General features: G+C 63.0%; 19 protein-coding genes. 3 read left to right on the forward strand and 16 right to left on the reverse strand.

Annotation, left to right across the window (positions count from 1 at the left end; genetic code table 11):
- Positions 1-133 precede the first annotated feature (133 nt).
- Positions 134-1,105 (forward strand): delta(1)-pyrroline-2-carboxylate reductase family protein, encoded by a 972-nt coding sequence (locus PBR20603_RS04165; RefSeq protein ID WP_150558225.1) that lies wholly within the window; start codon positions 134-136, stop codon positions 1,103-1,105.
- A 73-nt stretch (positions 1,106-1,178) separates the two neighbouring features.
- On the opposite strand, the gene PBR20603_RS04170 is transcribed toward PBR20603_RS04165, so the two are convergent.
- From PBR20603_RS04170 to PBR20603_RS04215, 11 genes are all read right to left on the reverse strand, one after another.
- On the reverse strand, positions 1,179-2,039 hold the full coding sequence (locus tag PBR20603_RS04170) for a heme ABC transporter ATP-binding protein (RefSeq protein ID WP_150558226.1): 861 nt from the start codon (positions 2,037-2,039) through the stop codon (positions 1,179-1,181).
- A 31-nt stretch (positions 2,040-2,070) separates the two neighbouring features.
- A complete protein-coding gene (locus PBR20603_RS04175) occupies positions 2,071-3,210 on the reverse strand; it encodes a FecCD family ABC transporter permease (RefSeq protein WP_246174364.1) in 1,140 nt (379 codons plus the stop codon).
- 128 nt (positions 3,211-3,338) lie between these two features.
- A complete protein-coding gene (locus PBR20603_RS04180) occupies positions 3,339-4,289 on the reverse strand; it encodes a heme/hemin ABC transporter substrate-binding protein (RefSeq protein ID WP_150558227.1) in 951 nt (316 codons plus the stop codon).
- Positions 4,286-5,404, reverse strand: coding sequence for a hemin-degrading factor (locus PBR20603_RS04185; RefSeq protein WP_150558228.1), 1,119 nt, complete (start codon positions 5,402-5,404; stop codon positions 4,286-4,288). The genes PBR20603_RS04180 and PBR20603_RS04185 overlap by 4 nt, the downstream gene beginning before the upstream one ends.
- Positions 5,405-5,523: 119 nt before the next feature.
- Positions 5,524-7,956 (reverse strand): TonB-dependent hemoglobin/transferrin/lactoferrin family receptor, encoded by a 2,433-nt coding sequence (locus PBR20603_RS04190; protein WP_150558340.1) that lies wholly within the window; start codon positions 7,954-7,956, stop codon positions 5,524-5,526.
- A gap of 274 nt (positions 7,957-8,230) precedes the next feature.
- Positions 8,231-8,545, reverse strand: coding sequence for a hypothetical protein (locus PBR20603_RS04195; RefSeq protein ID WP_150558229.1), 315 nt, complete (start codon positions 8,543-8,545; stop codon positions 8,231-8,233).
- Positions 8,546-8,547: 2 nt separating this feature from the next.
- Positions 8,548-9,819, reverse strand: coding sequence for a radical SAM protein (locus tag PBR20603_RS04200; RefSeq protein ID WP_150558230.1), 1,272 nt, complete (start codon positions 9,817-9,819; stop codon positions 8,548-8,550).
- A complete protein-coding gene (locus tag PBR20603_RS04205) occupies positions 9,788-11,074 on the reverse strand; it encodes an MFS transporter (protein WP_174977767.1) in 1,287 nt (428 codons plus the stop codon). Before PBR20603_RS04205 ends, PBR20603_RS04200 begins: the two co-directional genes overlap by 32 nt.
- Positions 11,064-12,113: a radical SAM protein gene (locus tag PBR20603_RS04210; protein ID WP_150558232.1), complete on the reverse strand. Its 1,050-nt coding sequence runs from the start codon at positions 12,111-12,113 to the stop codon at positions 11,064-11,066. Before PBR20603_RS04210 ends, PBR20603_RS04205 begins: the two co-directional genes overlap by 11 nt.
- A gap of 2 nt (positions 12,114-12,115) precedes the next feature.
- Complete coding sequence (locus tag PBR20603_RS24060; protein ID WP_174977768.1) at positions 12,116-12,256, reverse strand: hypothetical protein; 141 nt, start codon at positions 12,254-12,256, stop codon at positions 12,116-12,118.
- A 134-nt stretch (positions 12,257-12,390) separates the two neighbouring features.
- Positions 12,391-12,852: an Lrp/AsnC family transcriptional regulator gene (locus PBR20603_RS04215; protein ID WP_010806630.1), complete on the reverse strand. Its 462-nt coding sequence runs from the start codon at positions 12,850-12,852 to the stop codon at positions 12,391-12,393.
- A 224-nt stretch (positions 12,853-13,076) separates the two neighbouring features.
- On the opposite strand from PBR20603_RS04215, the gene PBR20603_RS04220 reads away from it, so the two are divergent.
- Positions 13,077-16,694: an indolepyruvate ferredoxin oxidoreductase family protein gene (locus tag PBR20603_RS04220; protein WP_150558233.1), complete on the forward strand. Its 3,618-nt coding sequence runs from the start codon at positions 13,077-13,079 to the stop codon at positions 16,692-16,694.
- Positions 16,695-16,973: 279 nt separating this feature from the next.
- Positions 16,974-18,017, forward strand: coding sequence for a tryptophan--tRNA ligase (gene trpS / locus PBR20603_RS04225; RefSeq protein WP_150558234.1), 1,044 nt, complete (start codon positions 16,974-16,976; stop codon positions 18,015-18,017).
- Positions 18,018-18,095: 78 nt separating this feature from the next.
- On the opposite strand, the gene PBR20603_RS04230 is transcribed toward trpS, so the two are convergent.
- The 5 genes from PBR20603_RS04230 to PBR20603_RS04250 form a co-directional block, all read right to left on the reverse strand.
- Entirely contained in the window at positions 18,096-18,407 is a 312-nt protein-coding gene (locus tag PBR20603_RS04230) for a hypothetical protein (RefSeq protein ID WP_150558235.1), read from the reverse strand.
- Between the two features lie 55 nt (positions 18,408-18,462).
- A complete protein-coding gene (locus tag PBR20603_RS04235) occupies positions 18,463-19,626 on the reverse strand; it encodes a hypothetical protein (RefSeq protein WP_150558236.1) in 1,164 nt (387 codons plus the stop codon).
- 257 nt (positions 19,627-19,883) lie between these two features.
- Positions 19,884-21,113, reverse strand: coding sequence for a metal-dependent hydrolase family protein (locus PBR20603_RS04240; RefSeq protein WP_150558237.1), 1,230 nt, complete (start codon positions 21,111-21,113; stop codon positions 19,884-19,886).
- A 62-nt stretch (positions 21,114-21,175) separates the two neighbouring features.
- The gene (locus PBR20603_RS04245) at positions 21,176-22,456 is read right to left on the reverse strand and encodes an MFS transporter (RefSeq protein ID WP_150558238.1); all 1,281 of its coding nucleotides are present in this window, start codon (positions 22,454-22,456) and stop codon (positions 21,176-21,178) included.
- A 240-nt stretch (positions 22,457-22,696) separates the two neighbouring features.
- Positions 22,697-23,599: a LysR substrate-binding domain-containing protein gene (locus PBR20603_RS04250; RefSeq protein WP_150558239.1), complete on the reverse strand. Its 903-nt coding sequence runs from the start codon at positions 23,597-23,599 to the stop codon at positions 22,697-22,699.
- Positions 23,600-23,616: the final 17 nt, after the last annotated feature.

A 23,616-nucleotide genomic window follows, 5' to 3' on the forward strand; every position in this document is an offset into this window, starting at 1 on the left:
TTTTGATGTAGCAGACGCGTTCACGCGATGCGCGCTACACTGAATTCAGACTTGGCAATGCGTGACGCGATGTGACGGCGACGAGTGCAAACCCTGCCGCAAATGGCGCACGCCCCGGAGCGGAGACATATCGATGATCACGCTGGACGCGCGCCAAACCGCGCAGTTGCTGCCTTATCCCCAGTTGGCCGACGGTATCGAGGCCATGCTCATGGAGATGCGCTCGGGAACCGCGCGCGCACCTGAGCGTCTGCATTTCTCCCTGACCGAACCTGAACGCGGCCGCCGTGGTGGCGTGCTGCTGGTGATGCCGGCCACCAATCGAGAGGTGGCCATGACCAAGCACATCACCGTGCATCCAGAGAATTGCCGCGTGGGCAAACCGTCCATCATCGGTGAGGTGATGGTGTTCGACCCGCACACGGGCGAGCGTCTCATGTTGCTCGACGGGCCGACCGTTACCGGTCGCCGCACGGCCGCCGTGACATTGTTCGCCGCGCGTAAATTTGCACCGCGTCCGAAGGGGCCTGTGCTGATCGTTGGCGCAGGCGTGCAAGCACGCGCGCATCTCGAGGCGTTTGCCGCCGGAATGGGAACGCGTCACTTCATGATCTTCTCGCGTAGCCCCGAGCGCGCCCATGCGCTCGCCGATCACGCCGCTACCCTCGGCGTGGAAGCTACCGTGGTCGACGCCATCGAACCGGTGCTGAGCACCGTAAGCATCGTGATTACCGCGACAACCAGCAGCGAGCCGGTACTGCCGGATAGCGATGTGCATCGCTGGCGGGATGACATCTTCGTTGCGGGGGTCGGGGCGTTTCGCCCGGACATGCGTGAGTTGCCGCCGCAGTTGTGCCGCGATGCGGCCGTGCGCGGCACGCTCGTCGTCGACACCTGGGAGGTCAAGCACGAAGCCGGGGATTTGCTGCATGCGGCCATCGACTGGGGCCGCGCCGCGCCGCTTCTCGATGCGATCATTACGCCCGATCGTTTCCGCTCGAGCGGGCCTGTGCTTTTCAAAAGCGTGGGTTACGCGCTATGGGATCTGGCCGCTGTGCTATGCGCGCGCGCCAATCTCGCGAAGGACGGTGTGCCTGCATCGTGAGAGGACGCACACGCGAAGCGGCGATGCGATGACGGCACGCGGATCGCGCCCGCGCGCGATCGCCTCGACATGCTCAGGCCGGTAGCGCGAAGGGCACGTCTGCACAGGCACCTGCGGGCATCGGGAAGCCCGGTGACGTCTGCGGCGTAATCACATGCACGGGCAATCCCAGCGTCGTCTCGATGAGATCGGCGCGCATCACGTCGCGTGGTGCGCCCGTGGCGAGAATGCGTCCGTTGGCGAGTAATGCCATGCGGTCTGCATGACGCGCCGCGAGGTTGATGTCATGCACGATGGCCATCGCACCGAACCCCCACGTTCTGGCAAGTTCGCGCGTGAGCGAGAGCAGGTGATGCTGATGGGCCAGGTCCAGCGCCGCCGTCGGTTCGTCGAGCAACAGATAACGCGGCACCGATGGCGCAAACGCATCGCCGTCCGGCCAAAGTTGCGCCAGTACGCGCGCAAATTGCACGCGCGCCCATTCGCCGCCCGACAGGGTCATCACGTCACGATGCAATAACGGCAGTGCGCCAGCACGCTCCAGCGCGAGCGTAGCGATCTGGGTGTCGCTCTTTGCGGTCTTGTCGGCATCGCCACGTCCGCGCGATCTCGGGAAGGGCAGTCGCCCCATCGTCACGACTTCGAGGGCACTGAACGGGAACGACAGCTGTGCCGTTTGCGGCAGCACCGCGCGCAGACGGGCCAGCGCCGCCGTGGTGTATTGCGAGAGCAGCGCGCCATTGAGCGTGATGGCACCGCTCAGATGGGTGCGCGGCGGTTGTGGCTCACCCGCGAGCGCCTTGAGCAACGTGCTCTTGCCCGCACCATTCCGGCCGAGCAGCACCAGCAGTTCGCCGGGACGGATGTCGAGCGACAATCCGTCGAGCACGGGCGAATCGGTGTGAGCAATCGTGAGGTCGTGTGCACTGAGCATAGCGATGTCCTGTGTTGTCAGTCCGGTTCCGTCACAGCCCGAACTGCCCGCGGCGTCGCCACAGGAGCATGAGGAAGAACGGGGCGCCGAGTAATGCCGTAAGAATGCCCAGCGGCAACTCGGCTGGCGCCACCCACGTACGCGCGACGAGATCGGCGAGCAACGTCAGGATCGCGCCAAAGAGCGCCGCCGCCGGCAGCACGGCGCGCGGGTCGGGACCGACCACCAGACGCACGATATGCGGCGCAATCAGGCCGATAAAACCGATCATGCCGCTCGATGCAACAAGCGCGCCGACGCAAAGCGCGCACGCTACCATCACACGCCGCTTGACCGACTGCACGGCAACACCGAGATGCAGTGCCTCCGCTTCGCCCAGCAACAACGCGTTGAGCGAACGGCACTGCGTGGCCAACGCGGCGACACCCAGCGCGACGGGCCACACGATCACGGCGAGCATCGACCATTGCGCGCCGCCGAGACTGCCGAGTGTCCAGAACGTGAGCGTGCGCAACTGCGTATCGTTGGCGAGGTAGGTGAGCAGACCGATGGCGGCGCCCGAAACGGCATTGATGGCAATGCCTGCGAGTAGTAGCAACGGCAACGCGAGACGTCCACGTCCCGCTGCCAGCCGGTAGACGAGTGCTGTGACACCGAGCGCGCCAACGAACGCCGCGACAGGCAGCAACCACAGGCCGAGTGACGCTGCGAGCGCTGCGGGCAACACGACACCGCCCAGCACGATGACACCGGCTGCGCCCAGCGCCGCGCCGCTGGCGACACCGATCAGGCCGGGGTCGGCGAGCGGATTGCGAAAGAGGGCTTGCAACGCGGCGCCTGCGGCACCGAATCCGGCACCGACCAGTATGCCGAGCACGATGCGCGGCAGCCGGATCTGTAGCATGACGTTGCGCGCCTGATCCTGTGCGAACTCGCCCGTGGCCCCTCGGAACAACGCGGCCATGGCTTCGCCCGGCGCAATGCGATAGGCCCCGCCGCACAGCGCGGCGAGCACGGCGGCCGCGAGCAATCCGACGAGCACCGTCATGACGATCCAGCGCGGAGGACGGCGGCGCGCGGCGCCGGATTGGCCCGAGGCAGTGGTCGTGGCGTGGGCCGTCTCAGCGCGGCTGGACGGCAACGACTTCGGAATCGGAGGGGCGGCTGACATGTCTTCGTTCACTGGCGAAAGGCGGGTTTCTGGATGGCCCCGGAGCGTGCCGACGCGCGACAGCGACAATCGGTATCAAGCGGCACCAAGCGGCATCAAGCGGCATCAAATAGCGCGCCGGGACACATTCAAGCGGTATGCACGCGTTGCGCGAGATCGGCGACCGCCTGAGGCAGGCGCGGGCCGAAGCCGAGCAGATACAACGCGTCGAAGCTCACCACACGTTTGGCGCGTCCGGCGGGCGTGTTCGCCAGCCCAGGCTGGGCGAGCAGTGTTGCCGCAGGATCGGCGGGCGATGGTCCGGTGGTGGTCGTGAGCAGCACGTCGGGCTGCGCTGCCACGGCCGCTTCGGCGGTGAGCGGCCGATACCCGTTGAAGCCGCGCAGCGCATTCTCGGCACCGGCATACGCGAGCATGGCGTCGGCGGCGGTGTCTTGCCCCGCCACCATCACTTGATTGCCCATGTGACCGAGGATGAAGAGCACGCGCGGGCGTCGCTGAATGCCATACCGCTGTTCGACCTGATCACGAATGCGCAGCCAGTCTGACGTGAAGCGGTTCGCCAAGCGAGCTCCCTCGTCGTTCATCCGCAGGGCCCCGGCAACGCCGCGAATGTGCTCGCGCACGAGGTCGGCGGTATAGCCGTGCGTGAAACGTTTGACCGGCACCCCTGCCGCCGCGATCTGTGACAGCACATTGGGCGGGCCGGCTTCCGCACCTGCGAGCAGCAGGTCGGGATGCAGCGAGAGCACGCCCTCCGCCGAGAGCGAGCGCAGATAGCCGATCTTGGGTAGCTTGGTGGCCGCCTCCGGATACAGGCTGGTCAGGTCGTTGGCGATCACGCGATCTTGCGCACCGAGTGCGTAGACGATCTCGGTGAGCGCGCCGCCGGCGACCACGACACGCTTCGGCCCGTCCTTGCCGTCTTTCTCCGGAGCGGCGGGCGAGGCCGCGCTGGCGAGCGTTGCAGGCAACAACGTGCCCAGCCACGCGCCAGCGCCCAGCGCAGCGCCCCCGCTCAGCAACGCGCGACGCGAGGCGCCGCGCGCGTCGATTTGCCCGTTGACTCGCCGGTTCACGCCGATGCCCCCGTGGTCCCTTGCGATCCTGCGGCACCCTCCATGCGCACCAGCGTGGCACGCCAGTCTTCGCGCTCGGCCTGCCCCGGTTTGCGCTCACCGAAGAACATGGCGATGACCATACCCGAGGCGTCGAGTAATTCGAGCGACGAGACGATGCCGTCGGACGTCGGCTTGCGCACGACCCACGCCGTGTCGACGAGGTCTTCGCGCAGATGCAGGTTGAAGCCCGGATCGAGCACATTGACCCACGGACCCATCACGCGAATGTTCTTCACGGGGCCGGTGTGAATCTGGATCATGCCTGCATTGCCGACGAACACCATGATCGGCAGATCGGTGCCGGCGGCGTCTTCGAGCAGTGTGCGCACCGATGCGGCGGGCACACGCCGTGCATGGCCTTCAGGCGCCAGACGCAAGGCCTGCGCACGCGACACGCCGTGACGCTTGAGCATGTCGAAGAACTGGTGCGTGTCGGTCATGGCCAGCCAGTCGCGCTGGAAGGCCGCCACGTCGATGTCGGCGTCGGGCGTTTCGGCCTTCGGCGCCTCTGCGGCGACCACGTGCTGGCCGGGCGTCTGGTCGCCGGCGCGGAAGCGGGCCACCAGCGCTTCGAACGCGGCGACATCGCTGTGATCGCGCAGGAACATCTTGTGGACGGCCGTGCCTGCCTTGTCGAAGAACTGGAGCGAGCGTCGCGGACCGTTTTCCGCAGGTGTCTCGACGGCGTAACCGAAGGCCCACTGGTGATAGAAGATGCGAAGGTCGAGGTCTTTGCCGAGACCGAGGCCGACGGTGCCCGTGTGCGAGAGCTTCTCGTACTGACCATCCTTTTCGTGCACCGCGGCGTTGTTACGCGTGAGCGCCATGACGCGACCCAGGGCCGGCAGCGCTTCGATGATCTCGGTGAATTCAGGGCGCAGACGCACGACGTGCTCGCCCACGAAAGCGGCGACCGTCTCGCCTTCGGACACGCCCAGTGCCGCAGCGGCGTCGCGATCGCGCAGATGCTGTTCGGTCTTCACACGTTGGAATTCGCTACGCAGACGAGTGACATCGGCGAGCGCGGGGAATGCCGGGCGGGCGGCGGAAGTGGCGTTTTGAGCGTTCATCATGACGATTCCTTGGTGGCGAGTTTGCTGGCAGTGGCTGGCATGTGCCGACGGGCGGCCTGAACGATCAGACGATCGAAGTGCGCGCGCGCCGGCACGGTTCTGACAATCGATCCGCAGGATCAGTACTGGAGCTTCAGGCTCACAGCCACGCTGCGGCCCGGTGCCGAATACGCGTCCTTGATGGTCGAGTTATCGGCAATGTTGCGCACGTCCGACCAGTTCCAGTACTTGCGGTCGAACACGTTGTAGACGCCCGCATAGACCGTGGCGTTTTTGTTGATGTGATAGCCGCCCGACAGATCGAGCACGATGGACGACGGCGGTGCCCAGCAGTTCTGGTTCTGCTGCGTGCCCGACGTGCAGGTCTTCGCTATCTGGCTTTGCGACTTGGCGGCCTGGAAGAGCAGGTCGGCTTGTGCGAACCATGTGCTGTTCGGCTCGTAGCGCACGCCGAGCACCATCGAGAACGGGTTGATGGTGTTGAGCGGCTGGCTGGCGGCGCCGTTGTCTTCCGTTGTGCCATGCGTGTAGGCCATGGCGGTGCGCAACGTCACGCCGCCCTTGAGCGCCCACGTGGCACGTCCTTCCCAGCCCTGAATGCGCGCGCGGCTGAAGTTCACGTACTGATAGATGAGCGGATCGCTCGGACGGCCCGAGCCGCTGATGTTCTGCTGCGAGATGAAGTTGCGATAGTTGCCCGCAAAGACCGCCGTGCTGTACGTGAGCGGACCCAGCGTGGTGGCGAGGCGACCGCGCAGACCCAGCTCGAATGTGTCGCTTGTTTCGGGCTTGAGGTTCGGATTCGCGATCGACATGTAGCCGAAGATCGGATTCGAGAAGCCGTTGTTGACCTGGTCCGGGGTCGGCGTGCGAAAGCCTCGGGCGTATTGCACGTACGGAATCAGCGACGGTGCGATCTCGTACATCACCGCCAGACGCGGCGAGAACGCGGAGTCGTTCGACGACGTCGGCTGAACACGAGCGCCCGATGTTGTCTGCGAGACGTACAGTGGATCGTTCTGCTTCGGCGAGAGCCAGTAGGCGTCGTAGCGAATGCCCGGCGTGACGGTGAGCGCGCCGTAGCGGATCTCGTCCTGCAGATACGCGCCGAAGAGCGTGTAATCGGTGTCCGGGAATGCCTTGTTCGGGAACGAGTCGCCCATGCCCGGCACCGTGCCGTTGCGATAGCTGGTGATGTACGCGAGGCTGGCATCGGTGCCGTACACGAGTTTGTGCGAAAGCGGGCCGGTCGCGAAGTTGCTTTCCGCCTGCAGCGAGCCGCCGACGGTGCGCTCCTTGTACGTGTTGTCGCGCGTGCGGTCGCCTGCCGTGCGCTTCTCGTACGCGTACTGGCTGTTCTTCGCATCCTGGAAGTACAGCAGCGCGTGAGCGTTCTGCAGGTAAGCCTGCGAGGCGTCGTGGAAGTCGTAATCGAGGCTCACGCGATTACGCTCGAGACGGTCGCTCGTGTTCAGGCCCAGTGTCGTCGGCGGATTGATGGCCGACAGGACATTCGAGTCCACACGGCGGCGCACGGTCTCACCCGTCAACTTGAACGTCGAGCTGGGCGTGGCTTTGAAGACCAGCTTGCCGAGCACGGAGTCGCCGTTGCTGTCCTGCGGGTTGGCCGTCGTGCGCGACGTGCTGGCCGAGTTGTTGGTGCCCTTGCCGTCGAGTTCGTGGCCCTTGTTGCCGTCGACGATCACCATGCCCTGCCACTGTTCGCCACCCCACGCGGCCTGCGCGGTGGTACCGAAGCTGCGGTCCATCGAGTTGTAGTATGGACGCAGCGAAAAGTAGGTCGACTTGCCGAACACGTCGAGCAGGTCTTGCGGATCTTTGGTGAGGAAGTTGACGACGCCGGTCAGGCCGTCGCTGCCGTACAGCGACGAGGCCGGGCCGCGCAGAATTTCGATGCGGCGCAGCAGGTCCATGCTCATGTAGTCGCCACGGCCGGCTTCGAGCGGGCCGAACGAGTAGGAGGAGGGCATGCGGATACCGTCCTCGAAGAGCGCCACCCGATTGCCTTCGAGGCCGCGGATGTTGATGCTCGAATTGCCGTCGCGGCCGCCGCCGGCAGCGGCCGACGCGGGACGGTATGGCGCGCGGCGCACCGTGACGCCGGGCTCGTAGCGCAGCGCTTCCTTGATGTCCTGCGCCTGCTGCTCTTCGAGATCCTGATCGGTGATGACCGAAATGGACGCCGGTGTGCGTTCCGCTTCGGTCGGTGTGCGCGTCGCTGTCACGTTCACCTCACGCAGATTGGTTTCGGCGAGCTGAAGCGGTGCATTAGGCGCTAGCTGCGCGAGCTGAATCGCCTGGGCTGGCTTGGCCGGTCGCGCCGGCGCATCGGCCGGGGCCTGTTGGGCAAAAGCGGCAGGCAGCCAGAACGCGGCAAGCACCGCACCGGCAAGCGGGTGCAGACGCCGGCGAGGCCCGGACGCGCGTTGGCGTCGCGAGTCTTCGGCTCGGCTTACATCGCCGCGAATGGTGCGAATGGTGCGAATGGTGCGAATTGAGCCGTTGACGCCGTATTCCCGGCGCATGGACATGACAAAGGCGCGGCCCCCGCCGCTCGACGACTGCTTCACTGCTGGCTCCCAGTGCAAAAAAACCCCGTTGCTGGCTGGCAAGCGCTCGTGCCAATCGGCGTGTAGGCAGCGTCGCAATCGACGCTGAGGAACACGCTGGCAGGCGCGGCTGGCGAAATATCTCGTGCCACCCGGCCGCGGATAGTCGGCCTTGGGACGAAGAACTTAAATGAGAATCATTTGCATTTTTAACGGAGATTCGTAGGTACGTCAAGTGGGGGATGTCGCGCGATGCCTACAAATGGGAAGGTGAGGAGAGCTTTCCGTCTTCCATCGCGTTGGCCGTTAACGCCTCCGGCAGCTTCATGGGAACGAAAAGCTGATGCTTCAGACACTTGTCGAGAAATCGATCGGCATCACTGTCGCTGCGACCGGACATGCGGTAAGCGGCCATGAACTCTGCGTGTGAGAAGTCTTTGCCTTGCAACGCTTGCACGATGCCGAAGCCGCTGGCATTCATCCGGAGAACCGTAAACGTCTTGGGATTGAACAGACAGCGGTCTAACGAACGGATCACGAGGCTTTTGTTGACGTGGAATGTTGGTGTCATGGTCATTTGTGAGGGTGAAAGGGCGTACGCAGGTTCTCGACAAATAGGTCGTGAGCGAGCCGTTGGGCCACGCGCTGATACATCGCATGCTCAGAATCCGCTGCAGCGTGAGCGTAGTCATTGAGCGTGGAAGGTGTCAGCCATGGACGAAGTTGGTCCAGCGCCCAAAGATTCGCGCGTCGTTCGCTAGTTCTGTTCGAGGGCGTTTGTGTGGGCGATGGCCGCAACGTCTGTGTTGCGAGATGCCCCAGTTCATGGAGTTTTGCGAAGCGGTTCAATGCCCACGGGAGATTGCCGTTCGCGATGATGGTGGCACCCTCTTCCTCGTGGAAGACAAGCGCGTTCCCGGGTAATGGCGTCGTCACATCGATGATTGACTTGACCCTGAAATCGGCACCCCGTTGAGCGATCAGAATATCCAACTGGTGTTCGAGTTGGCCGCATTTCCATTCGCTGTATTGCTGGGACACAGGGCGCGTGTCATGCAGATGTCCGATGACGGGGCCGCCATCGCCAACGGCGACTATCCCGCTCGCGGAGATGGAGATGGGAATTGTGGGGCGTTGCGTATCGCGAAAGGGGGCGCCGGTCGCTGTGTCATAGCCCGGGATGCTTATGAGCGACGGCGGCAAGTCGTCATGCTGCGCCAACGACGCCACGTCTCGTATGCACTCGACTCTCTCGTGAGGGGCGAGACATGCGGCGCCTGCAACTGCGCCGAATACCTCATAGAAGGCGATTTTGATTCTATAGATGCCCCAATCTCTGGCCAGGCCAATGAGTGGTAAAAGCTGATCCCGGTTTTCGCGGCGAACGCAAATTGCCAGGTTGACGTGTATACCGACCTCACGCAGCTTCGTGACATTTCTCCTGATGGCGTCGAAATGCCCCGCGCCCCGGAAGCGATCATGTGCGTCTGGAAGTGCGGCATCAAGACTCACTTGCACGCATGGGACGTTGGCGTCTTTGAGCCCAGCGAGATGCGTCGCGTCAAGGACGTTGCCTGAGATACCGGGCAGTGCCAGCATGGAGCGGCTTTCGATCGCCTTCAGAATTTTTGAAAAATGTGGGTGAAGTACCGGATCGCCGCCGGATAGCACGACCATAAAAACGCCGTGCGCTGCAGCATCGTCAAGCACATCGAAAATCTGGCTTGCGGTAAGCGAGGCTTTGTTAAGCAAGTTGCCTTCCACCAGATAGCAGTGACGACAACGTGACGAGCACTTCGACGTGATGCTCAGGCTAAGCGTCGGAGGTAGTGGAATGGTGTCCATAGCGCGCTGAGTAATGAAGTGCGTAGGCGGCCAGAAGGCCGATGGCGATGACCACGTTCAGAACGATGAAGCTCGTTGCCATGTCCGAGTTTTCTGTCAACAGACCGATGCAGAAAATGGCGATTGCGCTGACCAGTGCGCGCGCCCACTGAGCCATTGACAGCAAGGTGGTTCGTGCCGGGTGCGCCGCTGGAATGGCTTGATTGAGTCGGTAGCTGTAGTAGGACGGATAGAGGCCACGCACTATCTGGTGGGCTGCGATGCAGCCGATTAGCCAAAGGGGGGGGAACCGATTCAGAACGAAAAGGGAGAGCGAGACCACGAAGAGGGCGATGATCGCCAATTCGATATGCCCTCTGTCCAACCAGCTTTTCTTGATCCTGCTGAAGAGCTGAGAGCAGATGCCTGCGCAAAGCACCAGACATCCGAAAATGACGCCGAACCATTCCACGGCTACGGCCGCGTCTCGCAACAGCGGTTGGTACAGGTTGAACGACGCGCGAATACCTGCGAACGTCAATGCAGAGGTGAGGACGAGGAAACACCAGACTCGCGAGCTTGCACAGAATTGCAGCGCGAGTCCCAGCAGTTCGCGAAAGCTGTGGGAGGAAGGCGCCACATGGTCCTGGGGCGTTGGCGTGCCGGCAGTAAGGTGCTCATATTTTTCGCCGCCCTGCGCCGAAGGGACTTTCCACCAGAGGACTAACGTCAACAGTGTAAGCAGAAGGGCATCTACGGTGAGGGGGAGCGCAAGTGAGACCGCTGCCATTGCGCCGCCCAGGAATGCCGCAATCGCCGACGCCCATAGCCCAATTCCTGTTGCCTTCGCCATGGCCACGTGAAATTGCGCAGTAGCGCCGAGGGCCGAGAACCGATCGAACATCATCGACTGAAAGGCTCCGCTCGCTAAGGCGCTTCCCCCCGAGTACAGCACCGCGATCCATGGCAGTGCTGCCGTATTTCTGCTGGTGAGGAGTGCCGCCATGCCGCAGGCATAGATTGCGTTGCCGAGTACCAGGCACAGCTTGCGTCCAAAACGATCTGCCATCGCGCCCGCAGGAATCTCGAAGAGGCAAAGCAGAATGAACAAGCTCGCTGTGAATGTGCTGAAGGCCTCGAAACTGAAACTCGCGTACTCAACGAAGAACACGACCAGGGTCGCCATTGAGAAGGCTTCGAAGCCCGCTGCAGCTTGGACATAAGCGAGCAATCGCCAACGTTTGAGTTCAGCCGCATAGGGTGTATCACTCGGCATGACTGGCCTCGCCACTGAATAAATTCTCGCCATAGGTGCCGAAGGCAATGTGGCATCCGTGTTGGTGGACTTCTGCATATCGCGCCGTATCCGATAGCCCCCTCCATTGATTGAACAGATCGGCCTTTGCCCATTGGGCAATCAAGTTGGATGCAGAGAAATCGGTAAGCGCCACGCGTTCGGTTTCGGTTTGCATGTCACATGCCGACAGCGTCAAGTCGCTGTTGATGACCAGCGTCGTTGTCCCTGCGCCGCATCCGAATGAGGATGCGGCTGTGTCGGCTTTCGATGGGAACGGGATTCGTTGCACGAAGGGCCCGGTATCGACGTCGATGATCGATGCCTCGCCGTCGATATTTAATAGTTGTTCCGCAATGGCGATGCACATGGCGCGATTGAGTTGCAAGTGCGACTGCCGTGCGCCGGTTCCGATGGGGATGAAGGCCGCGAAGCGAGCCGATGAGGCGCCACTGGAGCGGGCCAGTTGGAGCATCGAGCGAACGTATTGATAGTTCCGGGCATGCAACGTAAATGCGATGCTGACTTTGGCGCCCAGCCGGGTCAGGTGGGATATGCCTCGACGTGCAGCGGCAAATGTGCCGGCGCCACGCACGGCGTCTGACGTCGCGCTGTCATGCCCTTCAAGGCTTACCTGAAATGTTGTTGCTCCAGCGCGAACCAGTCGTGCAGCACGCTCAGCGGTGAGCATCGTTGCATTGGTCGCGATCTTGATGCGCACGTCGTGAGCTGAGAGTGTGGCGAGGATGGTCTCGAGATCTGTTCGCGCTAACGGCTCTCCACCCAGTATGGCTACGTACTTGATTCCCGCGTCACCGATGGCCTTGGCGACTTTGATCATCCGCGCTGTCTCTGCGGCGTTTTCGTAATTGCTCAGATAGCAATGCGAGCATCGCAGATTGCATCGATTCGTCACGTACCATTTCGCGAACAACGGCGTCGATAGCCAGTCAACTTTCGGCATATATCCCCCTCTGGCCAGAATGACGAAGCCCGGCGTTTGCCGGGCTTCGGTTTTCATTGTCAGAAGGCGTTCAAGCTGCTCAGGCAGCCGTCGACGGGGATGACTTCAAAGTCCGGCAATTCGTTACCGGCTTTGGCTGTTTCCTCGCTCGGCGTGTCGTCCGTGATCTCGGTAGCAACAGTGGCGTTTTTGCTCGACATACAGCCTCTCCAAAGGTGAAATGTTTTGGGGGGCCGGTATGGGCACTCGTGCGCCGAGTGATTGCCACAGGTTCTGGCAAATCCAGATTTCCTGCAACAGGGAATGTTCCGATTCGTATCTGCGTCTGCGCCGCTCAGATCGGCAGGCTGGTATCGAACTTGATTTCTCGCAGCACGACGCTCGTCTTCACGTTGGCCACGGCGGGCAGACGGAAGATGTGTTCGTGCAGGAATGCGTCATAGGCCTTGATGTCCGGCGCTACGATTTTCAGGATGTAGTCGGCCTCGCCCGTGGTGCTGTAGCACTCGGTCACTTCCGGGCACGTGCGGATCTCGCGCTCGAACTGTTCCGTGCCGCCCTCAGTGTGTCGCGTGAGTTGCACATGGGCCAGCGCACACACATGCAGACCCAGCTTTTCGCGATCGAGCAGCACCGTGTAGCGCTGAATCACGCCGCTTTGCTCCATGTCCTTGATGCGTCGCCAGCAGGGGGTGGCCGACAGGCCTACGTTTTCGGACAGTTCCTGCGCCGAACGGCGGGAGTCGATCTGCAACAGACGCAGGATTTGACGGGCAAAATTATCGAGTAATTCCATTTCCAAAAATCGCCTTTATCGAAATGAACGTTTCTAATTGTGCGCCAAAAGGAGTGAAATAGTAAAAATCTTTCTCCTGCCTCCCCATACACTGCTCCCATGCCGACGCGTGTCCGCTCTATGCGGCTAGCGCGTTGAGACGAACAGAACGAATGCCCCCGAAGCACGGCCGACGCCCGGTCACATCTAGTCCGGTGCAGGCTGCGGGGATCAGGAGATACCCAATGAATGCCCCCATGCGCGCCGCGCTTGCGACGCCGACGGCCAACCCCCTGGCCCATCCCGATTACCAGCTCTCCGACGCGCTCACGGCGCGCCGTGGTCAGATTTTCCTGACCGGCACGCAGGCGCTCGTGCGCATTCTGCTGATGCAACACCAGCTCGACGCCGCGCGCGGTCTGAACACGGCGGGCTTCATCAGCGGGTATCGCGGCTCGCCGCTCGGTGGCGTCGATCAGCAGTTGTGGAAAGCGAAGAAGCTGCTCGATGCCGCCAACGTCAAGTTCCTGCCGGCGATCAACGAAGAGCTGGGCGGCACTGCCGTCATGGGCACGCAGCGCGTGGAAGCCGACCCCGAGCGTACCGTCGAAGGCGTGTTCGGCATGTGGTACGGCAAGGGCCCTGGCGTGGATCGCGCAGGCGATGCGCTCAAGCACGGCAATGCCTATGGTGCGTCGCGCCACGGCGGTGTGCTCGTGGTGGCGGGTGACGATCACGGTTGCGTATCGTCGTCGATGCCACATCAGAGTGACTTCACGATGATGTCGTGGAGCATGCCCGTACTCAATCCGGCCGACATTGGCGAACTCGTCGAATTCGGTCTCTACGGCTATGCGCTGTCGCGCTTCTCGGGCGCGTGGGCCGGCCTCAAGGCGATCTCCGAGACGGTCGAATCGCGCGGTACCGTCGATCTCGACAAGATTCGCACGGACTGGGCCGAGCCGCTCGATTACGTCGCGCCGGCTGGCGGCCTGCACAATCGCTGGCCCGATCTGCCGAGCCTCGCACTGGAAGCGCGTCTGGCGGACAAGCTCGACGCCGTGCGTGCGTTCTCGCGCGTGAACAGCATCGACAAGTGGATCGCCCCGGCTCCAGACGCCGACATCGGTATCGTGACGTGCGGCAAGGCGCATCTCGATCTCATGGAGACGCTGCGCCGTCTGGACATCACCGTCGACGATCTCGCCGCAGCAGGTGTGCGTATTTACAAGGTGGGCCTGTCGTTTCCGCTCGACATGTCGCGGCTGGACGCCTTCGTCGCCGGGCTGAAGGAAATTCTCGTGATCGAGGAGAAGGGCCCGGTCGTCGAGCAACAGGTCAAGCAGTACCTCTACAACCGCACCACGGGCACGCGCCCGATCGTGCTCGGCAAAACCGACGCCGAGGGCCGTGCCTTGCTCTCCGCGCTGGGCGAATTGCGTCCGTCGCGTGTGCTGCCGGTGTTCGCCGAATGGCTGGCAAAGCATCGCCCGGCACTGGATCGCCGCGAGCGCGTGGTCGATCTCGTTGCGCACGAGATCCTGTCGAATGCGGCCGACGGCGTGCGTCGCGTGCCGTATTTCTGCTCGGGGTGTCCGCACAACACGTCGACCAAGGTGCCTGAAGGTTCCATTGCGCAGGCGGGCATCGGCTGTCACTTCATGGCGTCGTGGATGGACCGCGACACCACGGGGCTGATCCAGATGGGGGGCGAAGGGGTGGACTGGGCGGCGCATTCGCACTTCACCAAACGTCCGCACGTCTTCCAGAATCTGGGCGACGGCACGTACTTCCACTCGGGTTTGCTCGCCATTCGTCAGGCAGTGGCGTCCAAGGCGAACATTACCTACAAGATTCTCTACAACGATGCCGTGGCAATGACGGGCGGCCAGCCGGTCGACGGCTCGATTTCGGTGCCGCAGATCGCGCGTCAGGTCGAAGCCGAAGGCATTGCGAAACTTGTCGTGGTGAGCGACGAGCCTGAAAAGTACATCGGTCACGAAGGCCAGTTCCCGAAGGGCACGACGTTCCATCACCGCAGCGAACTCGACGCCGTGCAACGCGAACTTCGCGAGATTCCCGGCGCGACCGTGCTGATCTACGATCAGACGTGCGCGGCCGAGAAGCGTCGCCGTCGCAAGAAAAACGAATTTCCGAATCCGGACCGCCGTCTGTTCATCAACGAGGCGGTCTGCGAAGGCTGCGGCGATTGCGGTGTGGCATCGAACTGTCTGTCGGTCGAGCCGGTGGAAACCGCGCTGGGACGCAAGCGCCGCATCGATCAATCGTCGTGTAACAAGGACTTCTCTTGCGTGAACGGCTTCTGCCCGAGCTTCGTGTCGGTCAAGGGCGCGCAGTTGAAGAAGGCGTTGGCAGCCGCGTTCGATCAGGCGGCTTTTGAAGGGCGTCTGAATGCGCTGCCGCAACCGGCCGCCCTTGCGGGCGATGCGCCGTTCGACATCATGGTCACGGGCGTGGGCGGCACCGGTGTGGTGACGATCGGCGCGCTCATCACGATGGCCGCGCACCTCGAAGGCAAGAGCGCCTCGGTGCTCGACTTCATGGGCTTCGCGCAAAAGGGCGGCGCCGTGCTGTCGTTCGTGCGTTTCGCGAATACGCCGCAGGCCCTCAATCAGGTGCGTATCGATACGCAGCAAGCCGACGTGCTGCTCGCTTGCGACATGGTCGTGGGCGCCAGCGCCGACGCGCTGCAAACCGTGCGTCGTGACCGCACGCGCGTGGTCGTCAACACGCACGCGATTCCGAACGCGACGTTCGTGCAGAATCCCGACGCGAATCTCCACGCCGACGCACTGCTCGCGAAGATGCACCACGCCGCGGGCAACGCCAAGCTCGACGCCTGCGACGCGCAAGCGCTCGCGCAGCGTTTCCTCGGCGACACGATGGGCGCGAACATCATCATGCTCGGCTTCGCATGGCAGTTGGGTCTGGTACCGGTGTCGCTGCAAGCACTCCAACGCGCCATCGAACTGAACAACGTGGCGGTGCCGATGAACCAGTTGGCGCTTGCCATCGGGCGGCTGGCGGCTGGCGACCCGGCGGCGTTGACGGAGACCACGGCCAAGGCTGCCCATGCTCCGGTGCACGCACCGCTCGCCGATGACATGACCTTCGACGCCCTCGTCGCACACCGTGTGGATCTGCTCACGCAGTACCAGAGTGCAGCCTATGCGGCGCAGTTTGCCGGCTTCGTGAAGCAGGTGGCCGACGCGGAAACGCGTGTGTCGGGTGCGCCGGGACGTTTGTCGCGTGCCGTTGCGCAGCAACTGTCGCGTCTGATGGCCTACAAGGACGAGTACGAAGTGGCCCGTCTGTATGCGCAAACGGCGTTTGCCGATTCGCTCGGTGAGACCTTCGAAGGCAAGCCGGGCCGCGACTTCCGCCTCGAGTTCCATATGGCGCCGCCGCTTATCGCGCGCGGCAAGAACGGCGCGGTGCCGAAGAAGGTGACCATCGGACCGTGGCTGTGGCCGGTGCTGCGCGGCATGGCGAAGCTGCGCGGGTTGCGTGGCGGTGCACTCGACGTTTTCGGCTATACGTTGGAGCGTCGCATGGAGCGTCAGTTGATCGCCGACTATCGCACGACGCTGGAACGTGCTTTGGCATGCCTGTCGGCTGACACGCTGGCCGATGTGGTCGCACTGGCGGAAGCCCCGGCGAAGATTCGCGGTTACGGTCACGTGAAGCTCGCGAATCTGGCGATGGCCAAGCGTGTCGAGGCCACGATTGCCGCGCGTCTGGGGGTGACACCGGCGACTGGCGACGCCGTCGGGCAAGCGCTCGCGCACGCCCGTAGCAGCGGTAAGTCGCTGGCGGGCATTCCGGTGGTCACGTCGCGCTGAGTCGCGCGGTATGACGTGCCGGTTGCGGACCGGCGTTGACGCACAGAACGGGGGCTACGGCCCCCGTTTTTCATGGGCGCGTGGACGCATCGCGGCGTGACGTGCCAAACGGTTGCGGGTGCGTTTCTACACCGTCATCGGGCCGACGCGCTACCATTCGGGGGTTACGGTTGACGCGATAGGGTGAACCGGATGCCGGAGGTGGCGCGACGACGGGAAGCCGCCGGGCGCCGGCAAGGCATCGGGAATTGCCATAAGTGTTTGATTACGGAGAGGAAAATGAGTGTTTCGAAGGCACCTGCGGATCGCAAGGTGATCCTCACGGGTGACCGCCCGACGGGTCCGCTGCACCTGGGTCACTATGTCGGCAGTCTGAAAAACCGCGTGGCGTATCAGCACGAGTACAAGCAGTTCATCCTGGTCGCCGACGCGCAGGCGTTGACCGACAACACGGACGATCGCGGCAAGGTTCACCGCAACGTCTCAGAAGTGGCGCTCGACTATCTGGCCGTCGGTATCGATCCGGCCGTGACGACGATCTGCGTGCAGACGTGGCTGCCCGAGCTGACCGAACTCACGTTCTACTATCTGAACCTCGTGACCGTGGCGCGTCTGGAGCGCAATCCGACCGTCAAGCAGGAGATCGGTCTGCGCAACTTCGAGCGCGACATTCCGGCCGGCTTCCTCACGTATCCGGTGAGCCAGGCGGCGGATATCACGGCGTTTCGCGCAACGCTTGTGCCGGTGGGCGAAGATCAGTTGCCAATGATCGAGCAGACGAACGAAATCGTGCGCCGTCTGAACCGTCTGGCCGATCGCGAGATTCTGGTCGAAACGAAGGCGCTGGTGCCGCCGATCGGGCGTCTGCCGGGCATCGACGGCAAGGCCAAGATGAGCAAGTCGCTCGGCAACGTGATCAATATTTCGTCCACACCGGACGAGATCCGCGCGGCCGTGAAGAAGTGCTATACGGACCCGCTGCATCTGAAAGTGGAAGATCCGGGGCACCTCGAAGGCAACGTCGCATTTGCCTATCTCGACGCTTTCGACGAGGACAAGGAAGGCTTGCAGGCGCTCAAGGATCACTATGTGCGCGGCGGCCTGGCCGACTCGAAGGTGAAGGCGCGTCTCGAGGAGCGCTTGCAGGAAATGTTGCGGCCGATGCGTGAGCGTCGCGAAGCGTTCGCGAAGCAGCCCGACTTCGTGTGGGACATGTTGCGTGCGGGTACCGAACGCGCGCGCGAGACCGTCTCGCAAACGCTCGACGATGTGCGCTCGGTGTTCGTCACGCCGGGGTGGAAGAAGTCAGTTCGCTCCGACTGACGTATCGGCGTTCTCAGGAAAGCAAAAAGCAGCCCCGAAGGGCTGCTTTTTTTGTCGCCGCGCGGGGCTTGTGCCGTGTCAGAGCGCTGTGGTGACGGTTTCCGCGTTGGGGCACGGCTGGCATCGTGTCATGTCCTTGCTTAACGATCCGCCTCCGTGCTGCGGTGGCGGATTGTCGGCGGATGATGCACGCGTCGCGGGTTGCGTTCCCGATTGGGCAATGAGATGGTCGATGCGCGCGAGTGCGGCGTTTTGCATTCGCAGAAGTTCCGACAGTCCGTTCTCGACGTCGGTAATGGTGTCATTGATCCGGCCTGTGGCGGCGAGATCCAGATAGTGTTGCCCCGGATTCGCCGCCGGTGCGAAAAACGCGTTGTTGGTAGGAAGCATGATGGCTTGATCTCCTCTTGGTGAATGGATCGCTTCCGAACGCCGTGACTTGCCGTCAAAGGCGGGTGCTCAAGGCGTTTCGGTTGAGATTCTCGAGTTTTTCGTTGAGTGAGTGTTGCGTGCGCGTGGCGTGTGTGACGTCGAGATTGATCTTGTCGAGGCGCTCTTGAATCTCCGTGGTCGCGCCGGATTGATGAATGCCGTGCCGGGCTTCTATGCCGCGATTGATGGCGTCGTTCAGATTCTTCACCGCGGTGATTTCGTTCGATAGCTGACCCCAGCCGCGATTGCGTGCGTATGCGAAGACGTTGAAGATCCCGTTGAGTGCGGTCGCGACGCCGACCCCTGTCGTGGCGACCTTCAACCCGAAGGCCAGGCCCGTAAGCGCAGGCAACAGCGCGGGAACGGCTATCGATGCCACACCCAGCGATACGGTAATGACGAGAAACGTGACAAGGATCGCGATTTTCGTCTTCCACCGCCGTTTTTCGCCCGGAATGGCGACCTGCGCTTGCGTCAGATAGTGATGAATCAGCGGCTCGGTCTTGCTGAGCAGGTTGCCTGTGACCTCGAACGCCTTGTGCAACTCCGCCTTGGCTTGTTTGAGCGCTTCCGGCGTCATGGCGGCACCGTGCAGCGCCTGCCGCTTGTCTTCCAGAAGGCGCCTTGCCGATGACGCGCACACCATCGTGTCGAGCGCTGCTTTCAAGTGACCCAGCGCTTCAAGCGCAGCCCGCGCTTTCGGCATCAGTTGCTCGGGGTCGGAGATCGATCGTTGTGCATCGACGCTCTTGATCTTGAACGACGTCAGGGAAATATCGCGGGCGTTGCAGATTTGCTCGACGGCGTTTTCGAACTGATCGACCAGCGCATCGATGCTGAGGAGATCGGAAGCCCGGTGAGTGGAGACGGTTTCGGACAGCCGGACGATGACGTCGTACTCGCCAGACAATTTTCCACGTACCGCGTCGGGGGCGACCGTTTGCGCTGCGGCATTCCAGTCGTGCTTGATGGTGGCGAAGCTCTCGAGGATGCCCGCACGGAGTGTCTCGATGGTGGGAAGGCTATCGATGGGCGGCGATAGCGCGCCAAGGATCGGCGCATGTTGCCGAACCACGACATGCTTCCAGTCAGGCGCGGCAGAGGACTTGGCGATCGGCCAGCACGAGTCGGCGGCGTCGAAGCCAAGCGGCATATAGTTTTGCGGAACGAGCTTCATTGGGGGGGACCCTCCCTCGGCAATATTCCCCCGAGTCTATGCAGCGCCGGCAGCGCATGCTTTTCATTCGAATGCCGGATTGTCGTAAACGAGGTGTCGCCTGTGCGTGGACAACGATTGAATACGCGACAAAAAGAAACGCCGCGATGTGCGAGACATGGCGGCGTTTTCCGGTCCAATCCAACCGCCGCGCCGCCGCACATACGCGCGGGGCCGTGCCGCTGACCGATGCGGCTGTTGCGGCGGGGGAGCGTGGCTTACGGTTGCTTGGCGATCTTGCCGTCCTTGAAGACCCAGGTGATGCCTTCGCCCTGACCGGTGAGTACCTCGATCGATTCGAGCGGATTCCCATCGACGACCAGCACGTCGGCCAGTGCGCCCGGTGCGATCACGCCCAGCTCACCCACGCGATTGAGAATTTCCGCGCCGATGACCGTCGCCGAGCGCAACGTGTCGGCCGTGCCCAGCACGTCGGCGCGGATCGTCAGTTCGTCGGACTGATACTTGTGCATATCGCCGAGCAGATCCGAGCCGAAGCCCATCTTCACGCCCGCGTCGCGATAGATCGAAAGCGACTCGCGTCCGGCGCGCTGCACGCTCTGCACTTTGGCGACGGACTCCGGCGGCAGCCCCAGCGATGCGCCGTCCTTGGCCAGTGCGTCATACGTGACCAGCGTCGGCACGACATACGCACCTTTTTCGGCCATGAGCTTCGCCGTCTCGGCGTCGCACAGATTGCCGTGCTCGATGGTGCGCACACCGCAACGCACGGCGCGCGCGATCGCACGCGGCGTATAGGCGTGAGCCATCACGTAGGTTTGCGCCGCTTCGGCTTCGGCTACGGCGGCGCGAATCTCGTCTTCCGAGTACTGCGTATTGGCGATGGGGTCGACCGGCGATGCCACGCCACCCGAGGCCATCAGCTTGATCTGCGTGGCGCCCTTCTGGATTTCCTCGCGCACGGCGAGGCGGATCGGGTCGACGCCATCGACCACGCGGCCGATCGCACCTGCGCGGAACGCACACGAGCACGGCTCGAGCGTATCGCTGCGCGGGCGGAAGTCGCCGTGACCGCCTGTCTGCGAGAGTGCCTTGCCCGACGGGAAAATACGCGGGCCGGGGATCACGTCTTGCTCGATGGCTTGTTGCAGCGCCCAGTCGGCACCGCCCGCGTCGCGCACGGTCGTGAAGCCGCGATTCAACATGCCTTGCATGATCGGCAGCGACTTGAGCACGGTGAGCACGTTCGGCTGGCTGGCGTTCGTGCCGAGGTTGGGGTGCGAGGCGAGCACGTGCACGTGGCAGTCGATCATGCCTGGCATGACGGTCTTGCCGGTGACGTCGATCACCGTTGCGCCCGCGATGTCGAGCGGCGCGGCGCTCACGGCGACGATGCGATTGCCCTCGATGGCGACGTCGTGACGCTCGAGCAGACGGCCGGCGGCCGCATCGAGCACATTGCCGCCGCGAAGCAGGGTAACGGACATGGGGGTTCCTTGCGAGAAAGCATAAGGCGCGCCGGTGAGGGCGCGCCTGGATCAGAGAAAACTCAGGCCTTGGGCAGCGGCTTCACGAAGCGCGTGCCGATCAGGCTGATGGTCGCCGCGATGATCACGTAGATGGCCGGGGCCATGTTGCTGCCTGTGCGGGCGATCAGCCACGTGATGATGAGCGCAGCGAAGCCGCCGAAGATCGTCACCGCGAAGTTGTAGGCCACCGACAGGCCCGTCGAGAGCACCTTGGCCGGGAACAGCTCGGCGAACGCCGCGAGAATCGGGCCGGTATAGCAAGCGATGAGCAGGCCGAAGACGATCTGGAACGTGAGCAGCGATGGCAGACCCGGCGCTACGTTCAGGTACGTGAACATCGGCCAAGCGAGCAACAGGATCAGCAGGGCCGAGCCCGACAGGAACGGACGGCGGCCGTAGCGATCTGCCAGACGCCCCACCACCGGCGCGAACACGAGAATCATCGCGCCGCCGACCATGCCCGCCGTGAAGCCGAAAGACGCGGGCAGCTTGAGCACGCGCTGGGCATACGTCGGCATGTAGAACAGCAGCACGTAGGTGCAGATCGTCCACAGCACGACCATCGAGAAGCTGGCCAGCGTCTCGCGCGGATACAGCGAGAACACGTCGCGCAACGGCGTATCCGACTTCTCTGCGGTCTGGAACGTCGGCGTTTCGTCGATCTTGTTACGGATGTAGAAGCCGACCGGGCCGATCAGCATGCCGACGATGAACGGCACACGCCAGCCCCACGATTCGAGCGACGCCTTGTCCAGCTCCGTCGTCACGAATGTGCCCACGGCGGCGCCAAGCAGCACGGCGAAGCCGATGCTCGATTGAATCCATGCCGAGTAGTAGGCGCGCTGATTGGCGGGAGCGTATTCGGTCAGGAAGGCCGTTGCACCGCCCATTTCACCGCCAGCCGAGAAGCCTTGCAGCAGACGCGCCAGCACGATGATGAGGGGCGCGGCCAGACCGATCTGATCGTAGGTCGGAGCCAGGCCGATCATTGCCGTGCCGGCGGCCATGAGCAGAATGGTGAGCGAGAGCGCTGCTTTGCGGCCCACGCGGTCGGAATAGATACCGAGCACGATACCGCCGACCGGACGCATGAAGAAGCCCACGCCGAAGGTCGCCACAGCGAGCAGAAACGACGACAGATCGTCGCCGGTGGGGAAGAACTGCTTCGCGATGATGGCTGCGAAGAAGCTGTAGACGGTGAAGTCGAACCATTCAAGACCGTTGCCGATCACCGTCGCCACGATCGCGTGACGGCGCTGGCGGGCCATGTTGTCTTGAGGCACTGCGTAGGTCGCCTGCATCTGGGTCTCCCGGAGGATGGGTGGCGCCCGTTGCGTGTCTTGCGTTCACGTCATACCGGTAATACGCCTGCTTTTTTGTCGAATCACGTCTGCCGCCGCCGGGCTAATGCGCCCCGACGGCTTCGACAAACGTGCGCGGAGGAAACACAAAGTAGTGCAGACAAAATGACAGGCCAAACGATAATTCTGCATGTTGCCATGCGTTCAGCGCATGGCAACTTTCAAAAAATCACGTAACCCCTATGATGGGAAACGAGTTTCCGAATAAATCCAATTGCGGAAAATTCGTGCTGCGGCATGCTCGTGGCGATCGGCAGGCCACACGAGGTAGTAGCCGCCGCCCAGACTCGAGGTCGCGTCGCACGCCTGCACGAGCAAGCCTGCGTCGAGACACGGATCGATCATGTGACGCCAGCCCATCACCATGCCGCCGCCTTCGATGGCCATCTGAACGAGCAGCGGATAGTAATTGGCGCTCACCATGCGAGGGAATTTCGGGGCGCTGACGCCTTGCAGCTCGAACCAGTCGGGCCAGGACATCCACTTGCGCTGGCCGTCTTCGATGAGCAGCAGCGTCTCGTTGACGAGATCGGCGGGCGTGAGCTTGCGGCCGTTGAGATAGGCGGGGGAGCAGACGGGGAAGACTTCCTCGTCGAAGAGCCGCCGGCCGGCGAAGTCCGGCGGCAGGTCGTTACGCACGTAATACACGCCGAGATCGAACTCCGACGCGGAAAGCGACGCGATGCCGTCTTTCACGATCACGCGAATCTTGATATCGGGGTGCGCGGCGCGAAAGCGCATGAGTTGCGGCGTCATCCACAACACGGCCACGCCCGACGAGCAAGCCACGGTGAGTTCGAGGTCGCCGCGCCGCTTCATCAGGTCGGCGGTGGCTTCGGCGCACTCGCCGAGCAGGCGCTGAATCTGCTCGGCGTAGCGTTGCCCGGCCACCGTCAGCCGCAGCGTGCGATGTTCACGCGTGAAGAGCGCGCGCCCGAGAAACTCTTCGAGCTGCGCGATCTGCCGGCTCACGGCGCTTTGCGTGAGATTGAGCTCCACCGCTGCCCGCGTGAAGCTCGCGTGCCGCACGGCGGCGTCGAAAGCAATCAGGCAATGCAGCGGCGGCAACGGTGAGATGGGCATGCGCGGTGACGGGGCGA

Origin of the sequence: Pandoraea bronchicola (assembly GCF_902459805.1) — a bacterium.
GTDB classification, from domain to species: Bacteria; Pseudomonadota; Gammaproteobacteria; order Burkholderiales; family Burkholderiaceae; genus Pandoraea; species Pandoraea bronchicola.

Bases quoted from the DNA above. Each gene is read 5' to 3' on its own strand.
- PBR20603_RS04165 (WP_150558225.1), top strand. From the start codon at position 134: ATGATCACGCTGGACGCGCGCCAAACCGCGCAGTTGCTGCCTTATCCC.
- PBR20603_RS04170 (WP_150558226.1), bottom strand. From the start codon at position 2,039: ATGCTCAGTGCACACGACCTCACGATTGCTCACACCGATTCGCCCGTG.
- PBR20603_RS04175 (WP_246174364.1), bottom strand. From the start codon at position 3,210: ATGTCAGCCGCCCCTCCGATTCCGAAGTCGTTGCCGTCCAGCCGCGCT.
- PBR20603_RS04185 (WP_150558228.1), bottom strand. From the start codon at position 5,404: ATGATGAACGCTCAAAACGCCACTTCCGCCGCCCGCCCGGCATTCCCC.
- PBR20603_RS04190 (WP_150558340.1), bottom strand. From the start codon at position 7,956: ATGTCCATGCGCCGGGAATACGGCGTCAACGGCTCAATTCGCACCATT.
- PBR20603_RS04195 (WP_150558229.1), bottom strand. From the start codon at position 8,545: ATGACACCAACATTCCACGTCAACAAAAGCCTCGTGATCCGTTCGTTA.
- PBR20603_RS04200 (WP_150558230.1), bottom strand. From the start codon at position 9,819: ATGGACACCATTCCACTACCTCCGACGCTTAGCCTGAGCATCACGTCG.
- PBR20603_RS04205 (WP_174977767.1), bottom strand. From the start codon at position 11,074: ATGCCGAGTGATACACCCTATGCGGCTGAACTCAAACGTTGGCGATTG.
- PBR20603_RS04210 (WP_150558232.1), bottom strand. From the start codon at position 12,113: ATGAAAACCGAAGCCCGGCAAACGCCGGGCTTCGTCATTCTGGCCAGA.
- PBR20603_RS24060 (WP_174977768.1), bottom strand. From the start codon at position 12,256: ATGTCGAGCAAAAACGCCACTGTTGCTACCGAGATCACGGACGACACG.
- PBR20603_RS04215 (WP_010806630.1), bottom strand. From the start codon at position 12,852: ATGGAATTACTCGATAATTTTGCCCGTCAAATCCTGCGTCTGTTGCAG.
- PBR20603_RS04220 (WP_150558233.1), top strand. From the start codon at position 13,077: ATGAATGCCCCCATGCGCGCCGCGCTTGCGACGCCGACGGCCAACCCC.
- trpS (WP_150558234.1), top strand. From the start codon at position 16,974: ATGAGTGTTTCGAAGGCACCTGCGGATCGCAAGGTGATCCTCACGGGT.
- PBR20603_RS04230 (WP_150558235.1), bottom strand. From the start codon at position 18,407: ATGCTTCCTACCAACAACGCGTTTTTCGCACCGGCGGCGAATCCGGGG.
- PBR20603_RS04235 (WP_150558236.1), bottom strand. From the start codon at position 19,626: ATGAAGCTCGTTCCGCAAAACTATATGCCGCTTGGCTTCGACGCCGCC.
- PBR20603_RS04240 (WP_150558237.1), bottom strand. From the start codon at position 21,113: ATGTCCGTTACCCTGCTTCGCGGCGGCAATGTGCTCGATGCGGCCGCC.
- PBR20603_RS04245 (WP_150558238.1), bottom strand. From the start codon at position 22,456: ATGCAGGCGACCTACGCAGTGCCTCAAGACAACATGGCCCGCCAGCGC.
- PBR20603_RS04250 (WP_150558239.1), bottom strand. From the start codon at position 23,599: ATGCCCATCTCACCGTTGCCGCCGCTGCATTGCCTGATTGCTTTCGAC.